Source organism: Cellulomonas sp. EB106-03-03-XG116 (genome assembly GCF_058792015.1).
This window is the reverse complement of record NZ_JBYTEP010000003.1, coordinates 38137-53253: the sequence shown is the minus strand read 5'-3', so window position 1 is coordinate 53253 and position 15117 is coordinate 38137. Positions and strand designations below refer to the sequence as shown.

At 75.6% G+C, this 15117-nt stretch carries 16 protein-coding genes; 4 read left to right on the top strand and 12 right to left on the bottom strand.

Annotation, left to right across the window (positions count from 1 at the left end; translation table 11 throughout):
* Nucleotides 1-7: 7 nt before the first annotated feature.
* Genes AC3WUG_RS02130 through AC3WUG_RS02090 form a run of 9 tightly spaced genes read right to left on the bottom strand, consistent with a single transcriptional unit; the run spans nucleotide 8 to nucleotide 8382 of the window.
* Nucleotides 8-709, bottom strand: a complete 702-nt coding sequence (locus tag AC3WUG_RS02130) for a lysophospholipid acyltransferase family protein (RefSeq protein ID WP_492326127.1) — start codon at nucleotides 707-709, stop codon at nucleotides 8-10.
* Entirely contained in the window at nucleotides 706-1431 is a 726-nt protein-coding gene (gene cmk / locus AC3WUG_RS02125) for a (d)CMP kinase (protein ID WP_492326126.1), read from the bottom strand. The genes AC3WUG_RS02130 and cmk overlap by 4 nt, the downstream gene beginning before the upstream one ends.
* On the bottom strand, nucleotides 1428-2555 hold the full coding sequence (locus tag AC3WUG_RS02120; RefSeq protein WP_492326125.1) for a prephenate dehydrogenase: 1128 nt from the start codon (nucleotides 2553-2555) through the stop codon (nucleotides 1428-1430). Before AC3WUG_RS02120 ends, cmk begins: the two co-directional genes overlap by 4 nt.
* Nucleotides 2552-3877, bottom strand: a complete 1326-nt coding sequence (locus tag AC3WUG_RS02115) for a pseudouridine synthase (RefSeq protein ID WP_492326124.1) — start codon at nucleotides 3875-3877, stop codon at nucleotides 2552-2554. The genes AC3WUG_RS02120 and AC3WUG_RS02115 overlap by 4 nt, the downstream gene beginning before the upstream one ends.
* Nucleotides 3877-4563: an SMC-Scp complex subunit ScpB gene (scpB, locus tag AC3WUG_RS02110; RefSeq protein ID WP_492326123.1), complete on the bottom strand. Its 687-nt coding sequence runs from the start codon at nucleotides 4561-4563 to the stop codon at nucleotides 3877-3879. The genes AC3WUG_RS02115 and scpB overlap by 1 nt, the downstream gene beginning before the upstream one ends.
* Nucleotides 4560-5507: a segregation and condensation protein A gene (locus AC3WUG_RS02105; protein ID WP_492326122.1), complete on the bottom strand. Its 948-nt coding sequence runs from the start codon at nucleotides 5505-5507 to the stop codon at nucleotides 4560-4562. The genes scpB and AC3WUG_RS02105 overlap by 4 nt, the downstream gene beginning before the upstream one ends.
* Nucleotides 5491-6357, bottom strand: coding sequence for a ParA family protein (locus AC3WUG_RS02100; RefSeq protein WP_147796645.1), 867 nt, complete (start codon nucleotides 6355-6357; stop codon nucleotides 5491-5493). Before AC3WUG_RS02100 ends, AC3WUG_RS02105 begins: the two co-directional genes overlap by 17 nt.
* Before the next feature lie 29 nt (nucleotides 6358-6386).
* The gene (locus tag AC3WUG_RS02095) at nucleotides 6387-7397 is read right to left on the bottom strand and encodes a site-specific tyrosine recombinase XerD (RefSeq protein ID WP_492326121.1); all 1011 of its coding nucleotides are present in this window, start codon (nucleotides 7395-7397) and stop codon (nucleotides 6387-6389) included.
* A gap of 31 nt (nucleotides 7398-7428) precedes the next feature.
* Nucleotides 7429-8382: a heme o synthase gene (locus AC3WUG_RS02090; protein ID WP_492326120.1), complete on the bottom strand. Its 954-nt coding sequence runs from the start codon at nucleotides 8380-8382 to the stop codon at nucleotides 7429-7431.
* Between the two features lie 331 nt (nucleotides 8383-8713).
* Here AC3WUG_RS02090 and tal point away from each other — a divergent pair, with 331 nt between their 5' ends.
* The 4 genes from tal to pgl are packed head-to-tail and all read left to right on the top strand — an operon-like array spanning nucleotide 8714 to nucleotide 13066.
* Nucleotides 8714-9832, top strand: coding sequence for a transaldolase (gene tal, locus AC3WUG_RS02085; protein WP_492326119.1), 1119 nt, complete (start codon nucleotides 8714-8716; stop codon nucleotides 9830-9832).
* Nucleotides 9829-11370 carry a glucose-6-phosphate dehydrogenase gene (gene zwf / locus AC3WUG_RS02080; RefSeq protein WP_492326118.1) on the top strand — a complete coding sequence of 514 codons (1542 nt, stop codon included), beginning with the start codon at nucleotides 9829-9831 and terminating at the stop codon, nucleotides 11368-11370. Before tal ends, zwf begins: the two co-directional genes overlap by 4 nt.
* Nucleotides 11367-12287, top strand: a complete 921-nt coding sequence (locus AC3WUG_RS02075) for a glucose-6-phosphate dehydrogenase assembly protein OpcA (RefSeq protein ID WP_492326117.1) — start codon at nucleotides 11367-11369, stop codon at nucleotides 12285-12287. Before zwf ends, AC3WUG_RS02075 begins: the two co-directional genes overlap by 4 nt.
* The gene (gene pgl, locus AC3WUG_RS02070; protein WP_492326116.1) at nucleotides 12284-13066 is read left to right on the top strand and encodes a 6-phosphogluconolactonase; all 783 of its coding nucleotides are present in this window, start codon (nucleotides 12284-12286) and stop codon (nucleotides 13064-13066) included. The genes AC3WUG_RS02075 and pgl overlap by 4 nt, the downstream gene beginning before the upstream one ends.
* Nucleotides 13067-13527: 461 nt before the next feature.
* On the opposite strand, the gene AC3WUG_RS02065 is transcribed toward pgl, so the two are convergent.
* From AC3WUG_RS02065 to tpiA, 3 genes are all read right to left on the bottom strand, one after another.
* Entirely contained in the window at nucleotides 13528-13884 is a 357-nt protein-coding gene (locus AC3WUG_RS02065; protein WP_147796638.1) for an RNA polymerase-binding protein RbpA, read from the bottom strand.
* 12 nt (nucleotides 13885-13896) lie between these two features.
* Nucleotides 13897-14139, bottom strand: a complete 243-nt coding sequence (gene secG / locus AC3WUG_RS02060; RefSeq protein WP_146837079.1) for a preprotein translocase subunit SecG — start codon at nucleotides 14137-14139, stop codon at nucleotides 13897-13899.
* 184 nt (nucleotides 14140-14323) lie between these two features.
* On the bottom strand, nucleotides 14324-15112 hold the full coding sequence (gene tpiA, locus AC3WUG_RS02055; RefSeq protein ID WP_492326115.1) for a triose-phosphate isomerase: 789 nt from the start codon (nucleotides 15110-15112) through the stop codon (nucleotides 14324-14326).
* Nucleotides 15113-15117 lie beyond the last annotated feature (5 nt).

Below are 15117 nucleotides of genomic sequence, written 5' to 3'. Positions count from 1 at the left end.
CCCGGCGTCAGTCCGTCGGGAGCGCCGCGCCGGTGCGCGCCGCGGCGTCCGCCACGAGCGCCGACAGGGCCGCGCGCACCCGCTCCGTACCCGCGCCGACGGCCTCGCGCCGGGACTGACCCGCGGCCGGCGTCAGGTCGAGCGGCGCGCCGAGCTCCACGTGCAGCCGGCGTCGCGGGAAGGGGATGTGCCCGACCGACTCCCCCGTGCGCCGGGTGCCGAGGATGGCCACCGGGACCACCGGGGCGCCGCCGTGCACGGCCAGCCACGCCACCCCGGCGCGCGCCGAGGACGCGTCGCCGCGCCCGCGGTTGCCCTCGGGGAACACGCCGACGGCGTCGCCGCGCTGCAGCACGGCCAGGGCCGCGACGAGCGCCGCGCGCCCGCCGGACCGGTCGACAGGGATCTGCTGCGCGCCGAGCAGGACCGCCCCGAGCGGGCCGCGGAACATCTCGTGCTTGACCAGGATGTGCACCGGCCGCGGCGTGATGCCCTGGAGCAGCGGACCGTCCACCACGCTGGTGTGGTTCGCGGCGAACACCACCGGACCGGTGGCGGGCACGTGCTCGGCGCCGAGCACCCGGGCGTCCCAGACGCCGTGCGCCAGGAACCGGCCGATGGCGCGCGCCCAGCCCGGCACCGGCTTCGAGCCGGGCGGCATGTCCCCGGCACGCACCTCCGGCGCCGACGGGTCAACGGCGCGGGTCACGCGTGCAGGTCCGCGGTGCGCGCCACCACGTCGAGCACCGCCTGCACGGTCTGGTCGAGGTCGAGCTCCGAGGAGTCCACCGTCACCACGCCGTCGGCCGCGACCAGGAACTGCGACACCGTCGAGTCGTCCGCGTCCCGGCGGACCACCTGGTCCCGGGTCGCCGCGACCGCGTCGGCGTCGTCGGAGCCGTGCACCTCGCGGGCGCGCCGGGCGAGGCGGGCCTCCTCGCTGGCGGTGAGCAGCAGCCGCACGTCCGCGTCGGGCGCGATGACCGTGGTGATGTCCCGGCCCTCCGCGACGATGCCGCGGCCCCCCGAGAACGCCGAGGACGCCGCCTGCGCCGCGATCTCCGCGCGCTGCCGGCGGCCGAGCTCGGCGCGCACCTCCAGGTTGGTCGCCACGGCGCTCACCGCGGCGGAGATGGCCGTCTCGCGGATCGCCTCGCCGACGTCGTGCCCGTCCACGTGCACGCCCGGGTGGCGGGGGTCGACGCCCATCACCAGCGGCATCTCGCGCACCAGCTGCGCGACGGCGTCCGCGTCGGTCAGGGACACCCCGCGGTGCAGCGCCCACCAGGTCGCGGCGCGGTACATCGCGCCGGTGTCCAGGTACGCCAGGCCGAGCCGCTCGGCGACCCGCCGGGACACCGTCGACTTCCCCGAGCCGGACGGCCCGTCGATCGCCACCACCACCGGCCGTCGCACGTCGTGCGCAGTCACCGAACCAACCTCCAACCGCGGGCCGTCAGCTCCGCCTCCAGGTGCGCCGAGCGCGCGGGGTCGACCGACACCGACGCCATGCCGACGGGTCGTCCCGCCGCGTGCTCGAGCTGCAGGTCCTCCAGGTTCACGCCGGCCTCGCCGACGTCCGTCAGCAGTCGCGCGAGCTCGCCGGGCCGGTCGGGCACCAGGGCCGTCACCACCGCGTACGAGCGCGGCGCGCCGCCGTGCTTGCCGGGCACGAGCGCCACGCCGGCGTTGCCGTCGGCGATCAGCCGCGCCACGCGGGCCAGCGCGCCGAGCTCGACGTCCTCCAGCCCGCTCGCCCGGGCGGCGCTGTCCAGCGCGCCCAGGACCTCGTCGAGGTCGTCCCGCAGCCCGGTGAGGACCGCGCGCACCGCCGCGGCGTTGGCCGCCAGGATCGACGTCCACAGCGCGGGGTCCGACGACGCGATCCGGGTCACGTCGCGCAGCCCCTGCCCGGCGAGCCCGAGCGCGTCCGGCTCGGCCCCCCGCAGCCGCGCGGCGACCAGGCTGGCCGCCACCTGCGGCACGTGCGAGACGACGGCCACCGCGGCGTCGTGCTCCGCGGCGTCCATCGTCACCGGCAGGCTGCCCAGGTCGGTCGCCAGCGCCCGCACCGCGAGCAGCGCGTCCGGCCGGGACTCCCCCGAGTCGACGACGACCCACGGCCGCCCGACGAACAGGTCCGGCACCGCCGCGGCCGGCCCCGAGCGCTCCCGCCCGGCCATCGGGTGCGACCCGACGTACCGGGACAGGTCCGCGCCCGCGGCCCGGAGCTCGTTGAGCACGTAGCCCTTGACGCTCGCCACGTCGGTGACGACCGCGTCCGGGTGCGCGGCGAGCTCCGCCCGCACCACGTCCGCCGTCACGTCCGGCGGCGCGGCGACGACGACGAGCGCCGGCTCCGGGTCGCCGTCCGCCGCCGGCCGCCCCGCGCCCACGTCGCGGGCCAGGGCGAGCGCGGTGCGGGACGGGTCGTGCAGCGTCACGTCGACGCCGCGCGCGGTCAGCGCGAGGCCGACCGACGCGCCCAGCAGCCCCGTGCCGACCACGCGGACCGGGCCGCGGGTCACGACCGCGGGCGTGCCGTTCGTGCTCACATGCCCACCGACGTCATCAGCGAGCCGACCTCCGCCTTCCCGAGCACGCGGGTGCGCCCCGGGCGCAGGTCGCCGAGCTTGATCGGGCCGATCTGCGTGCGCAGCAGGCGGGTCACCGGGTGGCCCACCTCCTCCAGCAGCCGGCGGACGACGCGGTTGCGGCCCTCGTGGATCACGATCTCGACCATGCTCGCCTGCGGCGTGGCGTCCACGACGCGGAACGCATCCACCGCCACGATGCCGTCCTCGAGCTCGACGCCCTTCTTCAGCCGCGCGCCGACGCCGGCCGGGACCCGGCCCTCGACGGTCGCCAGGTACGTCTTGGAGACGCCGTGCGACGGGTGCGACAGCCGGTTGGCGAGCTCCCCGTCGTTCGTCAGCAGGATCAGGCCCTCCGAGTCGGCGTCCAGCCGGCCGACGTGGAACAGCCGCTCTTCGCGGTTCTGCACGAACTGCTCGAGCGACGGGCGGCCCTCGGGGTCGTGCATGGTCGACACCACGCCCAGCGGCTTGTTCAGCGCCAGGGTGATGACGTCCTTGTCGAGCTGCAGCCGCAGGCCGTCGACGTGGATCACCGCGGTGCGCGGGTCGACGCGCACGCCGAGCTCCAGCACCACCTGCTCGTCGACCGTCACCCGGCCCGCAGCGATCAGCTCCTCGCACGCGCGGCGCGAGCCGAGGCCGGCCTGCGCCAGCACCTTCTGCAGCCGCACGCCCTCGGGGTCGTGCACGTCGATGTCCGTCGGGCGCGGGCCGCGCGGGGGCGTCCGGCGCTGCTGCGGCGGCCGGGAGGGCCAGGCCGAGCCCGGGCGCCCGGTGTCCGCGCCGCGAGGGGCGCCGGAGCGCGTGCCGCCGCCGGGACGGCCCGCGCCCGCGACCCGGCCGGACGAGGAGCCGCCGGGGCGACCCGCGGACGACGCGCCGGGGCGACCCGCACCGGGACGCCCGGAGCCGCCGCCCGAGGACGGACGGCCCGCGCCGCCGCCGCCGTAGCCGCCGCCCGAGGACGGCCGACCCGAGCCTGCGCCGTACCCGCCGCCGGAGGACGGCCGGCCGGAGCCGCCGCCCTGGCCGCCGGACCGCCCGCCGCCCTGGCCGCCGCCGTAGCCGCCGCCCTGGCCGCCCGAGCCGGACCGCCCGCCGCCGTACCCGGCGCCGCCGCCGGAGCGACCGCCGCCCTGGCCCGCGCCGCCGCCTGAGCGGCCCGCGCCGCCGGCGCCACCGCGCCCGGCTCCCCCGGACCGACCGCCGGACCCACCGGCCCCGCGGGCACCGCCGCCCGTGCTGCCGCGGCCGCGACCGCCCTGTCCTGCTGCACTCATCACACGTCTCCTGTCGTCACTGCGGCCCCGTCCAGCCCGTCGAACGCGTCGATCTCGGGTAGGTACGGGGCGAGCGGGGGCAGCTCGTCGAGGCTCGTGAGGCCCATCCGCTCGAGGAAGTATCCCGTGGTCCGGTACAGCAGCGCACCCGAGCCCGGGTCGGTGCCGGCCTCGGTGACCAGCCCGCGGGCCGTCAGCGTGCGCACCACGCCGTCCACGTTGACCCCGCGCACCCCCGAGACCTGCCCGCGCGTCACCGGCTGCCGGTACGCGATCACGGCCAGGGTCTCGAGCGCGGCCTGGGTCAGCCGGGCCGTCTGCCCGTCCAGCACGAACTGGCCGACGACCTGGTGGAACGCCGGCGCCGAGTAGATCCGCCAGCCCTCGCCGGCCTGCCGCAGCTCGAACCCGCGCGGGCGCTCGCCGTGCTCGCCGCGGTACTCCTCGGCGAGGGTGCGCAGCAGGTCGACGACCTCACCGGTCGGCAGTCCGAGCACCGTGGCGAGACGCACAGCCGGGATCGGCTCGTCGGCGACCATCAGCACGGCCTCGAGGGCCGCCAGGGCGCCGCCGGGCAGGTCGTGCACGTCGGGCGCGGGCGCCGCGGGCTCCGGGGGCAGCTCGCCCTCGCCGAGCCCGTCCGCGGGCACGCCTCCGGGCGCCGCGGCCGTCAGGTCCTCGGTCATGCGTCCTCCCCCTGCGCCTCGGGCGCGGCCACGTCCGTCGGCACCACGTCGTCCCCCTCGTCGAAGTCCGACGCCACCGCGACGTCGCCGTCCTCGGCCCCGGTCCACCGCACGGTCAGCTCCCCCAGCGGGGTCACCTGGTCGAACGCCACGGCGCCCTCCCGGAACAGCTCCAGCAGCGCGAGGAACCGCGCCACCACCAGCAGCGTCGAGTCGGCGTCGGCGGTCAGCGTGCGGAACGAGGCGGCCCCGCCGTGCCGCAGCCGGTCCGCGAGCACGGCCGCCTGCTCCCGGACGCTCACGGCCGGCGCGTGCAGGTGGCTGAGGTCCACGCCGGGCGGCGGGGCGGGCGGCGCGAGCGCCTTCGCGGCCAGCGCGGCGAGCTCCTCCGGCCCGATCTGCCAGATCAGCTCCGGCAGCATCGCCGCGAGGTGCGGCTCCAGCTGCACCGTGCGCGGCAGCCGCCGGCCCTGCTCCGTGAGCCGGGTGCCGATGTCGGCGGCCACCACCTTGTAGGCCCGGTACTGCAGCAGCCGGGCGAACAGCAGGTCCCGCGCCTCCAGCAGCTCCAGGTCCTCGGCGTCCTCGACCTCGCCCGCGGGCAGCAGCCGCGCGGCCTTGAGGTCGAGCAGCGTGGCCGCGACCAGCAGGAACTCGGACGCCTGCCCGAGGTCCCAGGGGCGACCGCCCTCGGCCTCGGCCCGCTCGGCCGCGCGGATGTACGCGATGAACTCGTCCGTGACCGCGGCGAGCGCGACCTCGGTGATGTCGAGCTTGTGCTTGGAGATCAGCCCCAGCAGCAGGTCGAACGGCCCGGAGAAGTTCTCCAGGTGCACCTCGAAGGCGCCGGACCCGGGCCGCGGCGCGTCGTCGGGCGCGCCGGTCCCGCCGGGGGCGGCGGCAACGGCCTCGGCGGTCGGCGCCGTCTCAGGCGGCGTCGCCACGGGCGACGAGCTCCCGCGCGAGCTGCCGGTACGCGTGCGCCCCGGCGTGCGTCGGCGCGTACGTCGTGATCGGCTCCGCCGCCACCGACGCGTCCGGGAACTTCACCGTCCGGCCGATGACCGTGTGGAGCAGCGTGTCGCCGAACGCCTCGTACACCCGGGCCACGACCTCGCGGGCGTGCAGGGTGCGCGGGTCGTACATGGTGGCGAGGATGCCGTCGACCTCGAGGCGCGGGTTCAGCCGGTCGCGCACCTTCTCGATGGTCTCGACCAGCAGCGCCACGCCGCGCAGCGCGAAGAACTCGCACTCCAGCGGGATCAGCACGCCGTGCGCGGCGGTGAGCGCGTTGACGGTGAGCAGGCCGAGCGACGGCTGGCAGTCGACCAGCACCACGTCGTAGTCGTCGAGCACGGGCCGCAGCACCCGGGACAGGATCGACTCGCGGGCCACCTCGCTGACCAGCTGCACCTCGGCGGCGGACAGGTCGATGTTGGCCGGCAGCAGGTCCAGGTTGGGGATCTCGGTGGGGCGGATCAGCTCCTCGACCCGGGCGTGCCGGTCGACCAGCAGGTCGTAGACCGTGCGGTCGAGCTCGTGGGGGTTGGCGCCCAGGCCGACCGACGCCGCGCCCTGCGGGTCGAAGTCGACGATGAGCACGCGGCGGCCGTACTCGGCCAGCGCCGCGGCGAGGTTGATCGTGGTGGTCGTCTTGCCGACGCCGCCCTTCTGGTTGCACATCGCGATGACGCGGGCGGGACCGTGGGCGGCGAGCGGCGCGGGGACGGGGAAGTCGGGCAGGGGCCTGCCCACCGGGTCGGTTGCGATCTCGGTCGTCTCCTCGCGTGCCACCCGCACAACCTACCGGAGCACCCGGCCGGTCAGCCGTCTCCCGCGCCGGTGCGCGCGGCGCCCGCGGCGGCCCGGACGGCGCTGTCCCGCCTGGCGCGCGGGTGGCTGGTCGCGTACACCTCGCGCAGCGTGTCCGGCGTCACCTTCGTGTAGATCTGCGTGGTGGTCACCGAGGCGTGGCCGAGCAGCTCCTGCACCACGCGGACGTCGGCGCCGCCGGCCAGGAGGTGGGTCGCGAACGAGTGCCGCAGCGTGTGCGGGGACACGTGGTCGGCGCCCGGCAGCCCGGCGCGCTCGGCGGCCGTGCGCAGCACCGCCCACGCGCTCTGCCGGGACAGCCGGGCCCCGCGGGTGTTGAGGAACACCGCCGCTCCCCCGCGCCCCGCCGCGGCCAGCGCCGGGCGGGCGCGCACCAGGTACGCCTCCAGCGCCTCGACGGCGTACGCCCCCACCGGGACGACGCGCTCCTTGCTGCCCTTGCCGAACAGCCGGACCGCCGCGCGGCCCTCGGTGAGGTCCAGGTCGTCGACGTCGAGCCCCACGGCCTCGGAGATGCGCGCACCGGTCGAGTACACGAGCTCCAGCAGCGCCCGGTCCCGCAGCGGCACCGGCCCGTCGCCCAGGGACGCCGCCTCCAGCAGCCGCAGGACCTCGTCGGTGCCGATCGCCTTGGGCAGCACCTGCGCCTGCTTGGGCGGTCGCACGGCCCGCGCGGGGTCGGCGGCGGTCAGCCCCTCCAGGACCGAGAACCGGTGCCAGCCCCGCACGGCCACCACGGCGCGCTTCGCGGACGACGCCGACAGCACGGCCCGGCCGTCGGAGCCGGTCCGCACGGCGGTGAGGAAGTCCTCGACGTCGGACTCCGCCACCTCCGCGACGGACGCGCGGCCGGCGGCGGCGAGGTGGTCGACGTACCGGGTGAGGTCCCGCCGGTAGGCGGCCAGCGTGTTGGCCGACAGCCCGCGCTCGACGGTGAGGTGCGCGAGGTACCCGTCGAGCGCGGCGCGCAGCGCGGGGGCTGACGGCTGGTCGTCCGTCATGCCGGTGCCTCCCCGCGGTCCCTCCGGTGGGTCAGAGCGGGAGGAACACGTCGACCGCCACCGCGACCGACAGCAGCGACAGGTACGTGATCGACCCGTGGAACACCGACATCGCGCGGAGCTTCCCGCGGCTCGGGTCCTGGGCGCGACGGTACAGCGCGATGTTCGACCAGAGGAACCACACGCCGAGGACGGTCGCGACGACCGCGTACACCCAGGTCATCCCGGCGACCGGGACCAGCAGCAGCGAGCAGGCGATCATCGCGACGGTGTACGCGATCATCTCCTTCGCGACCTTCGACTCCGCCGCGACCACCGGCAGCATCGGGACGCCCGCGGCCGCGTAGTCCTTGCGGAACTTCATCGACAGCGGCCAGTAGTGCGGCGGGGTCCAGAAGAAGATCACCCCGAACAGCAGCACCGCGGCCCAGGACAGCCCGCCGGTCACCGACGACCAGCCGATCAGCACCGGCATGCAGCCGGCGGCGCCGCCCCACACGATGTTCTGCGGCGTCCGCCGCTTGAGGATCATCGTGTAGCCGACGACGTAGATGAGGATCGCGCCGCCGGTGAGCAGCGCGGACGGCACGTTGACCAGCAGCGCCAGCCACAGCAGCGAGCCGACGCCCAGCGCCAGGCCGAACAGCAGCGCGGCACGCGGGGTGATCTCCCCCGTGACCAGCGGCCGCCGCTTGGTGCGGTTCATCACCTGGTCGATGTCGCGGTCGATGTAGCAGTTGAGCACGTTCGCCGCGCCGGCCGCGGCCGCGCCGCCGACCAGCGTCGCCAGCACCAGGCCGATCGGCGGGAACCCGCCCTGCGCCAGGATCATCGTCGGCAGCGTGGTGACGAGCAGCAGCTCGATGACCCGCGGCTTGGTGAGCGCCACGTAGGCGGCCAGCCGGCGGCGCAGCGCGCTCCGGCCGTCCTGGGCCGGGACGCCCGGGGCCCGCGACGAGGCCCCGGCGGGAGCGGCTGGGCTCATCGTGCGCACGCTCCGGTCCTCCGCCCGTCGCCCGACCGCGCCGGCCGGACGGCCCCGCGGATGATCCCGACCATCGTACGGCCCCCCGGGCAGCAGATGCGGCCGTGAACCGCCTGGGACCAGGGTCCCGGTCGTGTGACGTCCGTCGCCCCGGGCCCCCGCGGTGGCGGACCGGACGGCGGACCCCCGCCCGGCGGGTCTAGGCTCGAAACGCACGCCCGGCCCCGGGGGAATCAGGACCGGGCGTGAGCGGCGCCCGGCCTGGTCAGGACGGGCCCGACCGTCGACGCCCCGGCCCGGAGTCCGGGGCGAGAAGTGAGGTGGCACGACGATGACAGAGGGCATCACGCCGCTCGACCAGGTGGCCGACGCAGGCGTCGCGGTATGGCTGGACGACCTGTCCCGGGAGCGGCTGCGCACCGGGAACCTGAAGGACCTCGTGGCCGAGCGCCGCGTCGTCGGGGTCACGACCAACCCGACGATCTTCGCGAGCGCGCTGGCCAAGGGCGAGTCCTACGACGAGCAGCTCGAGCAGCTGCGGGCGCAGGGCACCGACGTGGACGGCGCGGTCTTCGCGATCACGACCGACGACGTGCGCGAGGCCGCCGACGTGCTGCGCCCCGTCTACGACGCCACCGACGGCGTGGACGGCCGCGTGTCGATCGAGGTCGACCCGCGCCTCGCGCACGACGCCCAGGCGACCGTCGACTCGGCCCGCGCGCTGTGGTCGACCGTCGACCGGCCGAACCTGTTCATCAAGATCCCCGCCACGCTCGACGGGCTGACGGCGATCACCGAGGTGCTCGCCGACGGCATCAGCGTCAACGTCACGCTGATCTTCTCCCTCGAGCGGTACCGCGCCGTGCTGGACGCGTTCCTCGAGGGCCTGGAGCGGGCGAAGGCCAACGGCCACGACCTGGCTCCCATCGCCTCCGTCGCGTCGTTCTTCGTGTCCCGCGTGGACGCGGCGATCGACCCGCGCCTGGACGAGATCGGCTCCCCCGAGGCCGCCGACCTGCGCGGCAAGGCCGCCATCGCCAACGCCCGCCTGGCGTACGGCGTCTACGAGGAGGTCGTCGCCGGCGAGCGCTGGCAGGCCCTCGCCGCGGCCGGCGCGAAGCCGCAGCGTCCGCTGTGGGCGTCCACGGGCGTCAAGGACAAGGCGTACCCCGACACCCGGTACGTCGACGAGCTCGTCGTCGCCGGCGTCGTCAACACCATGCCCGAGGCCACGCTCCAGGCGGTGTACGACCACGGCGACTTCCGGGGCGACACCGTCACCGGCACCCAGGCCGAGGCGCAGGCCGTCATCGACCGGCTCGCCGGCCTCGGCATCGCGATCGACGAGGTCACCGACCAGCTCGAGCGCGAGGGCGTCGACAAGTTCGAGAAGTCCTGGGCCGAGCTGCTCGACACGGTCCGCGGCGGCCTGGAGCAGGTGGCCGAGTGAGGCCCGCGAAGGTCACCGCGGAGCACAACCCGCTCCGCGACCCGCGCGACCGCCGGCTCCCGCGGATCGCCGGGCCCTCGGGCCTGGTGATCTTCGGGGTCACCGGCGACCTCGCCCGCAAGAAGCTCATGCCCGCGGTGTACGACCTCACCAACCGCGGCCTGCTCCCGCCCGGCTTCGCGCTCACCGGGTTCGCCCGGCGCGACTGGGAGGACCAGGACTTCGCGCAGATCGTGCACGACTCCGTGAAGGAGCACGCGCGCACCCCGTTCCGCGAGTCCACCTGGCGCCAGCTGTCCGAGGGCATCCGGTTCGTCCAGGGCACCTTCGACGACGACGACGCGTTCGACCGGCTGCGGCAGACCGTCGAGGACCTCGACGTCACCCGCGGCACCGGCGGCAACCACGCGTTCTACCTCTCGGTGCCGCCGAGCGCGTTCCCCGTCGTCTGCAAGCAGCTCGCCCGCTCCGGCCTGTCGGAGTCGGTCGAGAACGCCTGGCGCCGCGTCGTCATCGAGAAGCCGTTCGGCCACGACCTGCAGTCGGCCCGCGAGCTCAACGACGTCGTGTCCTCGGTGTTCCACCCCGACGACGTGTTCCGGATCGACCACTACCTCGGCAAGGAGACGGTGCAGAACCTGCTGGCGCTGCGCTTCGCCAACCAGCTGTTCGAGCCGATCTGGAACGCCAACTACGTCGACCACGTGCAGATCACGATGGCCGAGGACATCGGCGTCGGCGGCCGCGCCGGGTACTACGACGGCATCGGTGCCGCGCGCGACGTCATCCAGAACCACCTGCTGCAGCTCCTGGCCCTCACGGCCATGGAGGAGCCGGTCACGTTCGACGCGCACGACCTCACCGCCGAGAAGATCAAGGTCCTCTCCGCGGTGCGCGTGCCCAAGGACATCGGCAAGCACACCGCCCGCGGGCAGTACGCCGCGGGCTGGCAGGGCGGCGAGAAGGTCGTCGGCTACCTCGACGAGGGCGGCTTCGACCCGAACTCGACCACCGAGACCTTCGCCGCCATCCGCGTCGACGTGGACACCCGCCGCTGGGCCGGCGTCCCGTTCTACCTGCGCACCGGCAAGCGCCTCGGGCGCCGCGTCACCGAGATCGCCGTCGTGTTCAAGAAGGCGCCGCACCTGCCCTTCGAGTCCACCGCGACCGAGGAGCTCGGCAAGAACGCGCTCGTCATCCGCGTCCAGCCCGACGAGGGCGTCACCCTGCGGTTCGGCGCCAAGGTGCCGGGCACCGCGATGGAGGTCCGCGACGTCACGATGGACTTCGGCTACGGCCACGCGTTCACCGAGTCGTCCCCCGAGGCCTACGAGCGCCTCATCCTCGACGTCCTGCTGGGCGACCCGCCGCTGTTCCCGCGGCACGAGGAGGTCGAGCTCTCCTGGAAGATCCTCGACCCCATCACGTCCTACTGGGCGTCGAAGGGCAAGCCGGAGCAGTACCGCGCCGGCACCTGGGGGCCGGAGTCGGCCGACCGCATGATGGAGCGCGACGGACGGACCTGGAGGCGACCGTGATCATCGACCTGCCCAAGACCACCACCCGCGACATCAACAAGCGGCTGGTGCAGGAGCGCGAGGAGGGCGGCGCCGTCGCCCTCGGGCGCGTGCTGACGCTGCTCATCGACGTCGGCGCCAACGACCCCGAGGCCGCCATCGAGGCCGCCAACGACGCCAGCCGCGAGCACCCCTGCCGCGTCATCGTGCTCACCGAGTCCGGCCCCGAGGCCGCCGACTCCGAGCTCGACGCGCAGATCCGGCTCGGCGGCGACGCCGGCGCCTCCGAGGTCGTCCTGCTGCACCCGTCCGCCGCGCAGGCCCGGCACCTGGACACCCTCGTGCTCCCCCTGCTGCTGCCGGACGCGCCGATCGTCGCCTGGTGGCCCTACCAGGTGCCCGACGACCCGGCCCAGCACCCGCTCGGCCAGCTCGCGCGACGCCGGATCACCGACACCACCGAGTGCACCAGCCCGTCCGACGCGCTGCACCGGCTGGCCGGCGGCTACACCGAGGGCGACACCGACCTCGCGTGGACCCGCACCACCCTGTGGCGCGGCCTCATCGCGGCGACGCTGGACCAGCCGCCGTTCGAGCCCGTCACCCGCGCGGTCGTGGCCGGCGAGAGCACCCACCCCTCCGTCGACCTCATGGCGGCGTGGCTGGGCTGGGCGCTGAACTGCCCGGTCGACATCGAGCGCCAGGCGGACGCCCCGGCCATCACGCAGGTGCGGCTCGAGCGGAAGTCCGGGCCGATCGTGCTCGACCGGCCCGACGGCAAGACCGCCGCGCTGCGCCAGCCCGAGCAGCCCGAGCATCGGATCGCCCTGCCGATCCGGCAGCTGCGGGAGTGCCTGGCCGAGGAGCTCCGCCGGCTCGACGCCGACGAGGTCTACGGCGAGGTGCTGCGCAAGGGCCTGACGAAGGTGGGCGCGTGACGGGCGCGCCGCGCACCGTCCTGGTGCACCCGGACGCCGACACGCTCGCCGAGGCCACGGCCGCGCGGCTCGTCACGCGGCTCGTGGACCTGCAGTCCGCCGCCGCACCGGTGCACGTCGTGCTCACCGGCGGGACCGTCGGGATCAAGACGCTCGCCGCCGTGGCGTCGTCCCCGGCGGCCCGCGCCGTCGACTGGTCCGGCGTGCACCTGTGGTGGGGCGACGAGCGGTTCCTGCCCGACGGCGACGGCGACCGCAACGAGACCCAGGCGCGGTCCGCGCTCATCGACGGGCTCGGCGACGCCCTCCCGGCGGCGAACGTGCACCCGATGCGACCGCTCGACGCGGGCGCCGGCATCGCGACCCCCGAGGACTCGGCCGCGGCCTACGCCGCCGAGCTCGCGGCGTTCGCCCCCGAGGGGGCCGACGTGCCGACGTTCGACGTGCTCATGCTCGGCATGGGGCCGGACGGCCACGTGGCGTCGCTGTTCCCCGGCCACGAGGGCGTCGACGTCACCGGCGTGCCGACCGTCGGGGTGCACGGCTCCCCCAAGCCGCCGCCCGAGCGGGTGTCGCTGACGTTCGAGTCCATCCGCGCCGCGCGCGAGGTGTGGGTGGTGGCGGCGGGCGCCGAGAAGGCGGCGGCCGTCGCGTCGGCGCTGTCCGACGCCCCGGTGGCGACGACCCCGGCCGCGGGCGCCCGCGGCACGGAGGCGACGCTCTGGCTGGTCGACGCGGCCGCGGTGGCCGAGGTCGGCGCGACGCAGGGCGCGGCGTAGCCGCCGGCACTCCCCCGCACGGTACGAGGGCCCCGCAGCCGGGTGGCTGCGGGGCCCTCGCCCGTCGGCGAACCCAGCGAGGTCGAGGGTTTGCCGGTTCACGGCGGCCCGAAACGCTCGACCTCGGCGGAAACGCTCGACCTCGGCGGGGATCCCCGCTCCCGCCGGACGCGGGGGGGGGGGGGGGGGGGGGGGGGGGGGGGGGGGGGGGGGGGGGGGGGGGGGGGGGGGGGGGGGGGGGGGGGGGGGGGGGGGGGGGGGGGGGGGGGGGGGGGGGGGGGGGGGGGGGGGGGGGGGGGGGGGGGGTAGGTANNTCCCCCCCCCCCCCCCCCCCCCCTTTTGAAGGATACGGCGACCACCGAGATCGACACTCCACGGCCTTCGTCGGCAGCGTCAGATGGGGAGAAGAGACAGGTGCTGCGGGGCCCTCGCCGCGGGACGTGCGGGTGGCGGGTGCTGCCTCAGCGCACCCCGCCGCGCCGGCGGGCGCGGAGCGCGGCCAGCGCCTCGTCCAGGATCGCCTCGCCGTCCTCGGCGGAGCGGCGCTCCTTCACGTAGGCCAGGTGGGTCTTGTACGGCTCGTTGCGCACGGGCGACGGCGGGTTGGCCTCGTCCTGGCCGGCCGGGAAGCCGCAGCGCGGGCAGTCCCAGGTCTCGGGCGCCTCGGCGGCGGCCTCCTCGGCGAACGACGGCCGCGTCTCGTGGCCGTTCGCGCACCAGTAGGAGATCCACACGCGGGGCGCGGCGTCGCCGCGTTCGGCCTCGCCCATGGGGCCCGCGCCGACGCGGGACCCCCGGATCGCACTTCCGCTCGCCATGAGGTCTCTCCCTCAGCTCACGCGCTCGATGAGACCGAGCAGCACGATCACGACCGCCCACACGAGGCTGACGCCCACGGTGATGCGGTTGAGGTTGCGCTCGGCCACGCCGGAGGACCCGGCGCTGCTGGTGATGCCGCCGCCGAACATGTCGGACAGACCGCCGCCCTTGCCCTTGTGCAGCAGGACGAGCGGGACGAGCAGCAGGCTCGTGACCACCAGGAGGACCTGGAGGGCGATGGTGAGGGCTGTCACGGCGGGTCTGGCTCTTCTCGCTGTCGGGGGACCCCGGGCGGGGTCGGTCGGGTGGACCGCGGTCCAGGGTAGGCGACGCGTGGCGCAGGAATCCAGCACGACAGGCCGGATCGGGCCGCAGGTCGCCCGGTCGGCCGGGGCGCGCGCCGGCGTGCTGCCGCCGCGCGCCCCAGCCCGGGGTGGCTCAGGCGCCGACGTGCTCCTGGAACCGCGCGATCTTGGCGAACTCCTCGGCGTCGAGCGACGCGCCGCCGACGAGCGCGCCGTCGACGTCGGGCTTGCCGATGATCTGGGCGGCGTTGCCGGACTTCACCGAGCCGCCGTAGAGCACGCGGACGGCGTCGGCGACCTCGGCCGAGTACAGCTCGGCGAGCTTGCCGCGGATGGCCTCGCAGACCTCCTGCGCGTCCTCGGGGGTGGCGACCTCGCCGGTGCCGATGGCCCAGACGGGCTCGTAGGCGATGACGACCGTCTTCGCCTGCTCCTCGGTCACGCCCGCGAGCGAGCCCGCGAGCTGCGTCAGGGTGTACTCGACGTGGGTGCCCGCCTTGCGGATCTCCAGGCCCTCGCCGACGCAGACGATCGGGGTGATGCCGGCGCCGAGCGCGGCGACCGTCTTGGCCGCGACGACCGCGTCGGACTCGCCGTGGTACTCGCGGCGCTCCGAGTGGCCGGTCGCGACGTAGGTGACGCCGAGCTTGGCGAGCTGCGCCGCCGAGACCTCGCCGGTGTAGGCGCCGGACGCGTGCTGCGACACGTCCTGCGCGCCGTAGCCGATCTCCAGCTTGTCCGCGTCGACCAGGGTCTGCACGGAGCGGATGTTGGTGAACGACGGCAGGACGACGACCTCGGCGGTGCCGAAGTCGTGCTTGGCGTCCTTGAGCGTCCAGGCGAGCTTCTGCACCAGGTGCACGGCCTCGTGGTGGTCGAGGTTGAGCTTCCAGTTGCCCGCGATGAGGGGGGTACGTGCCATGTGGA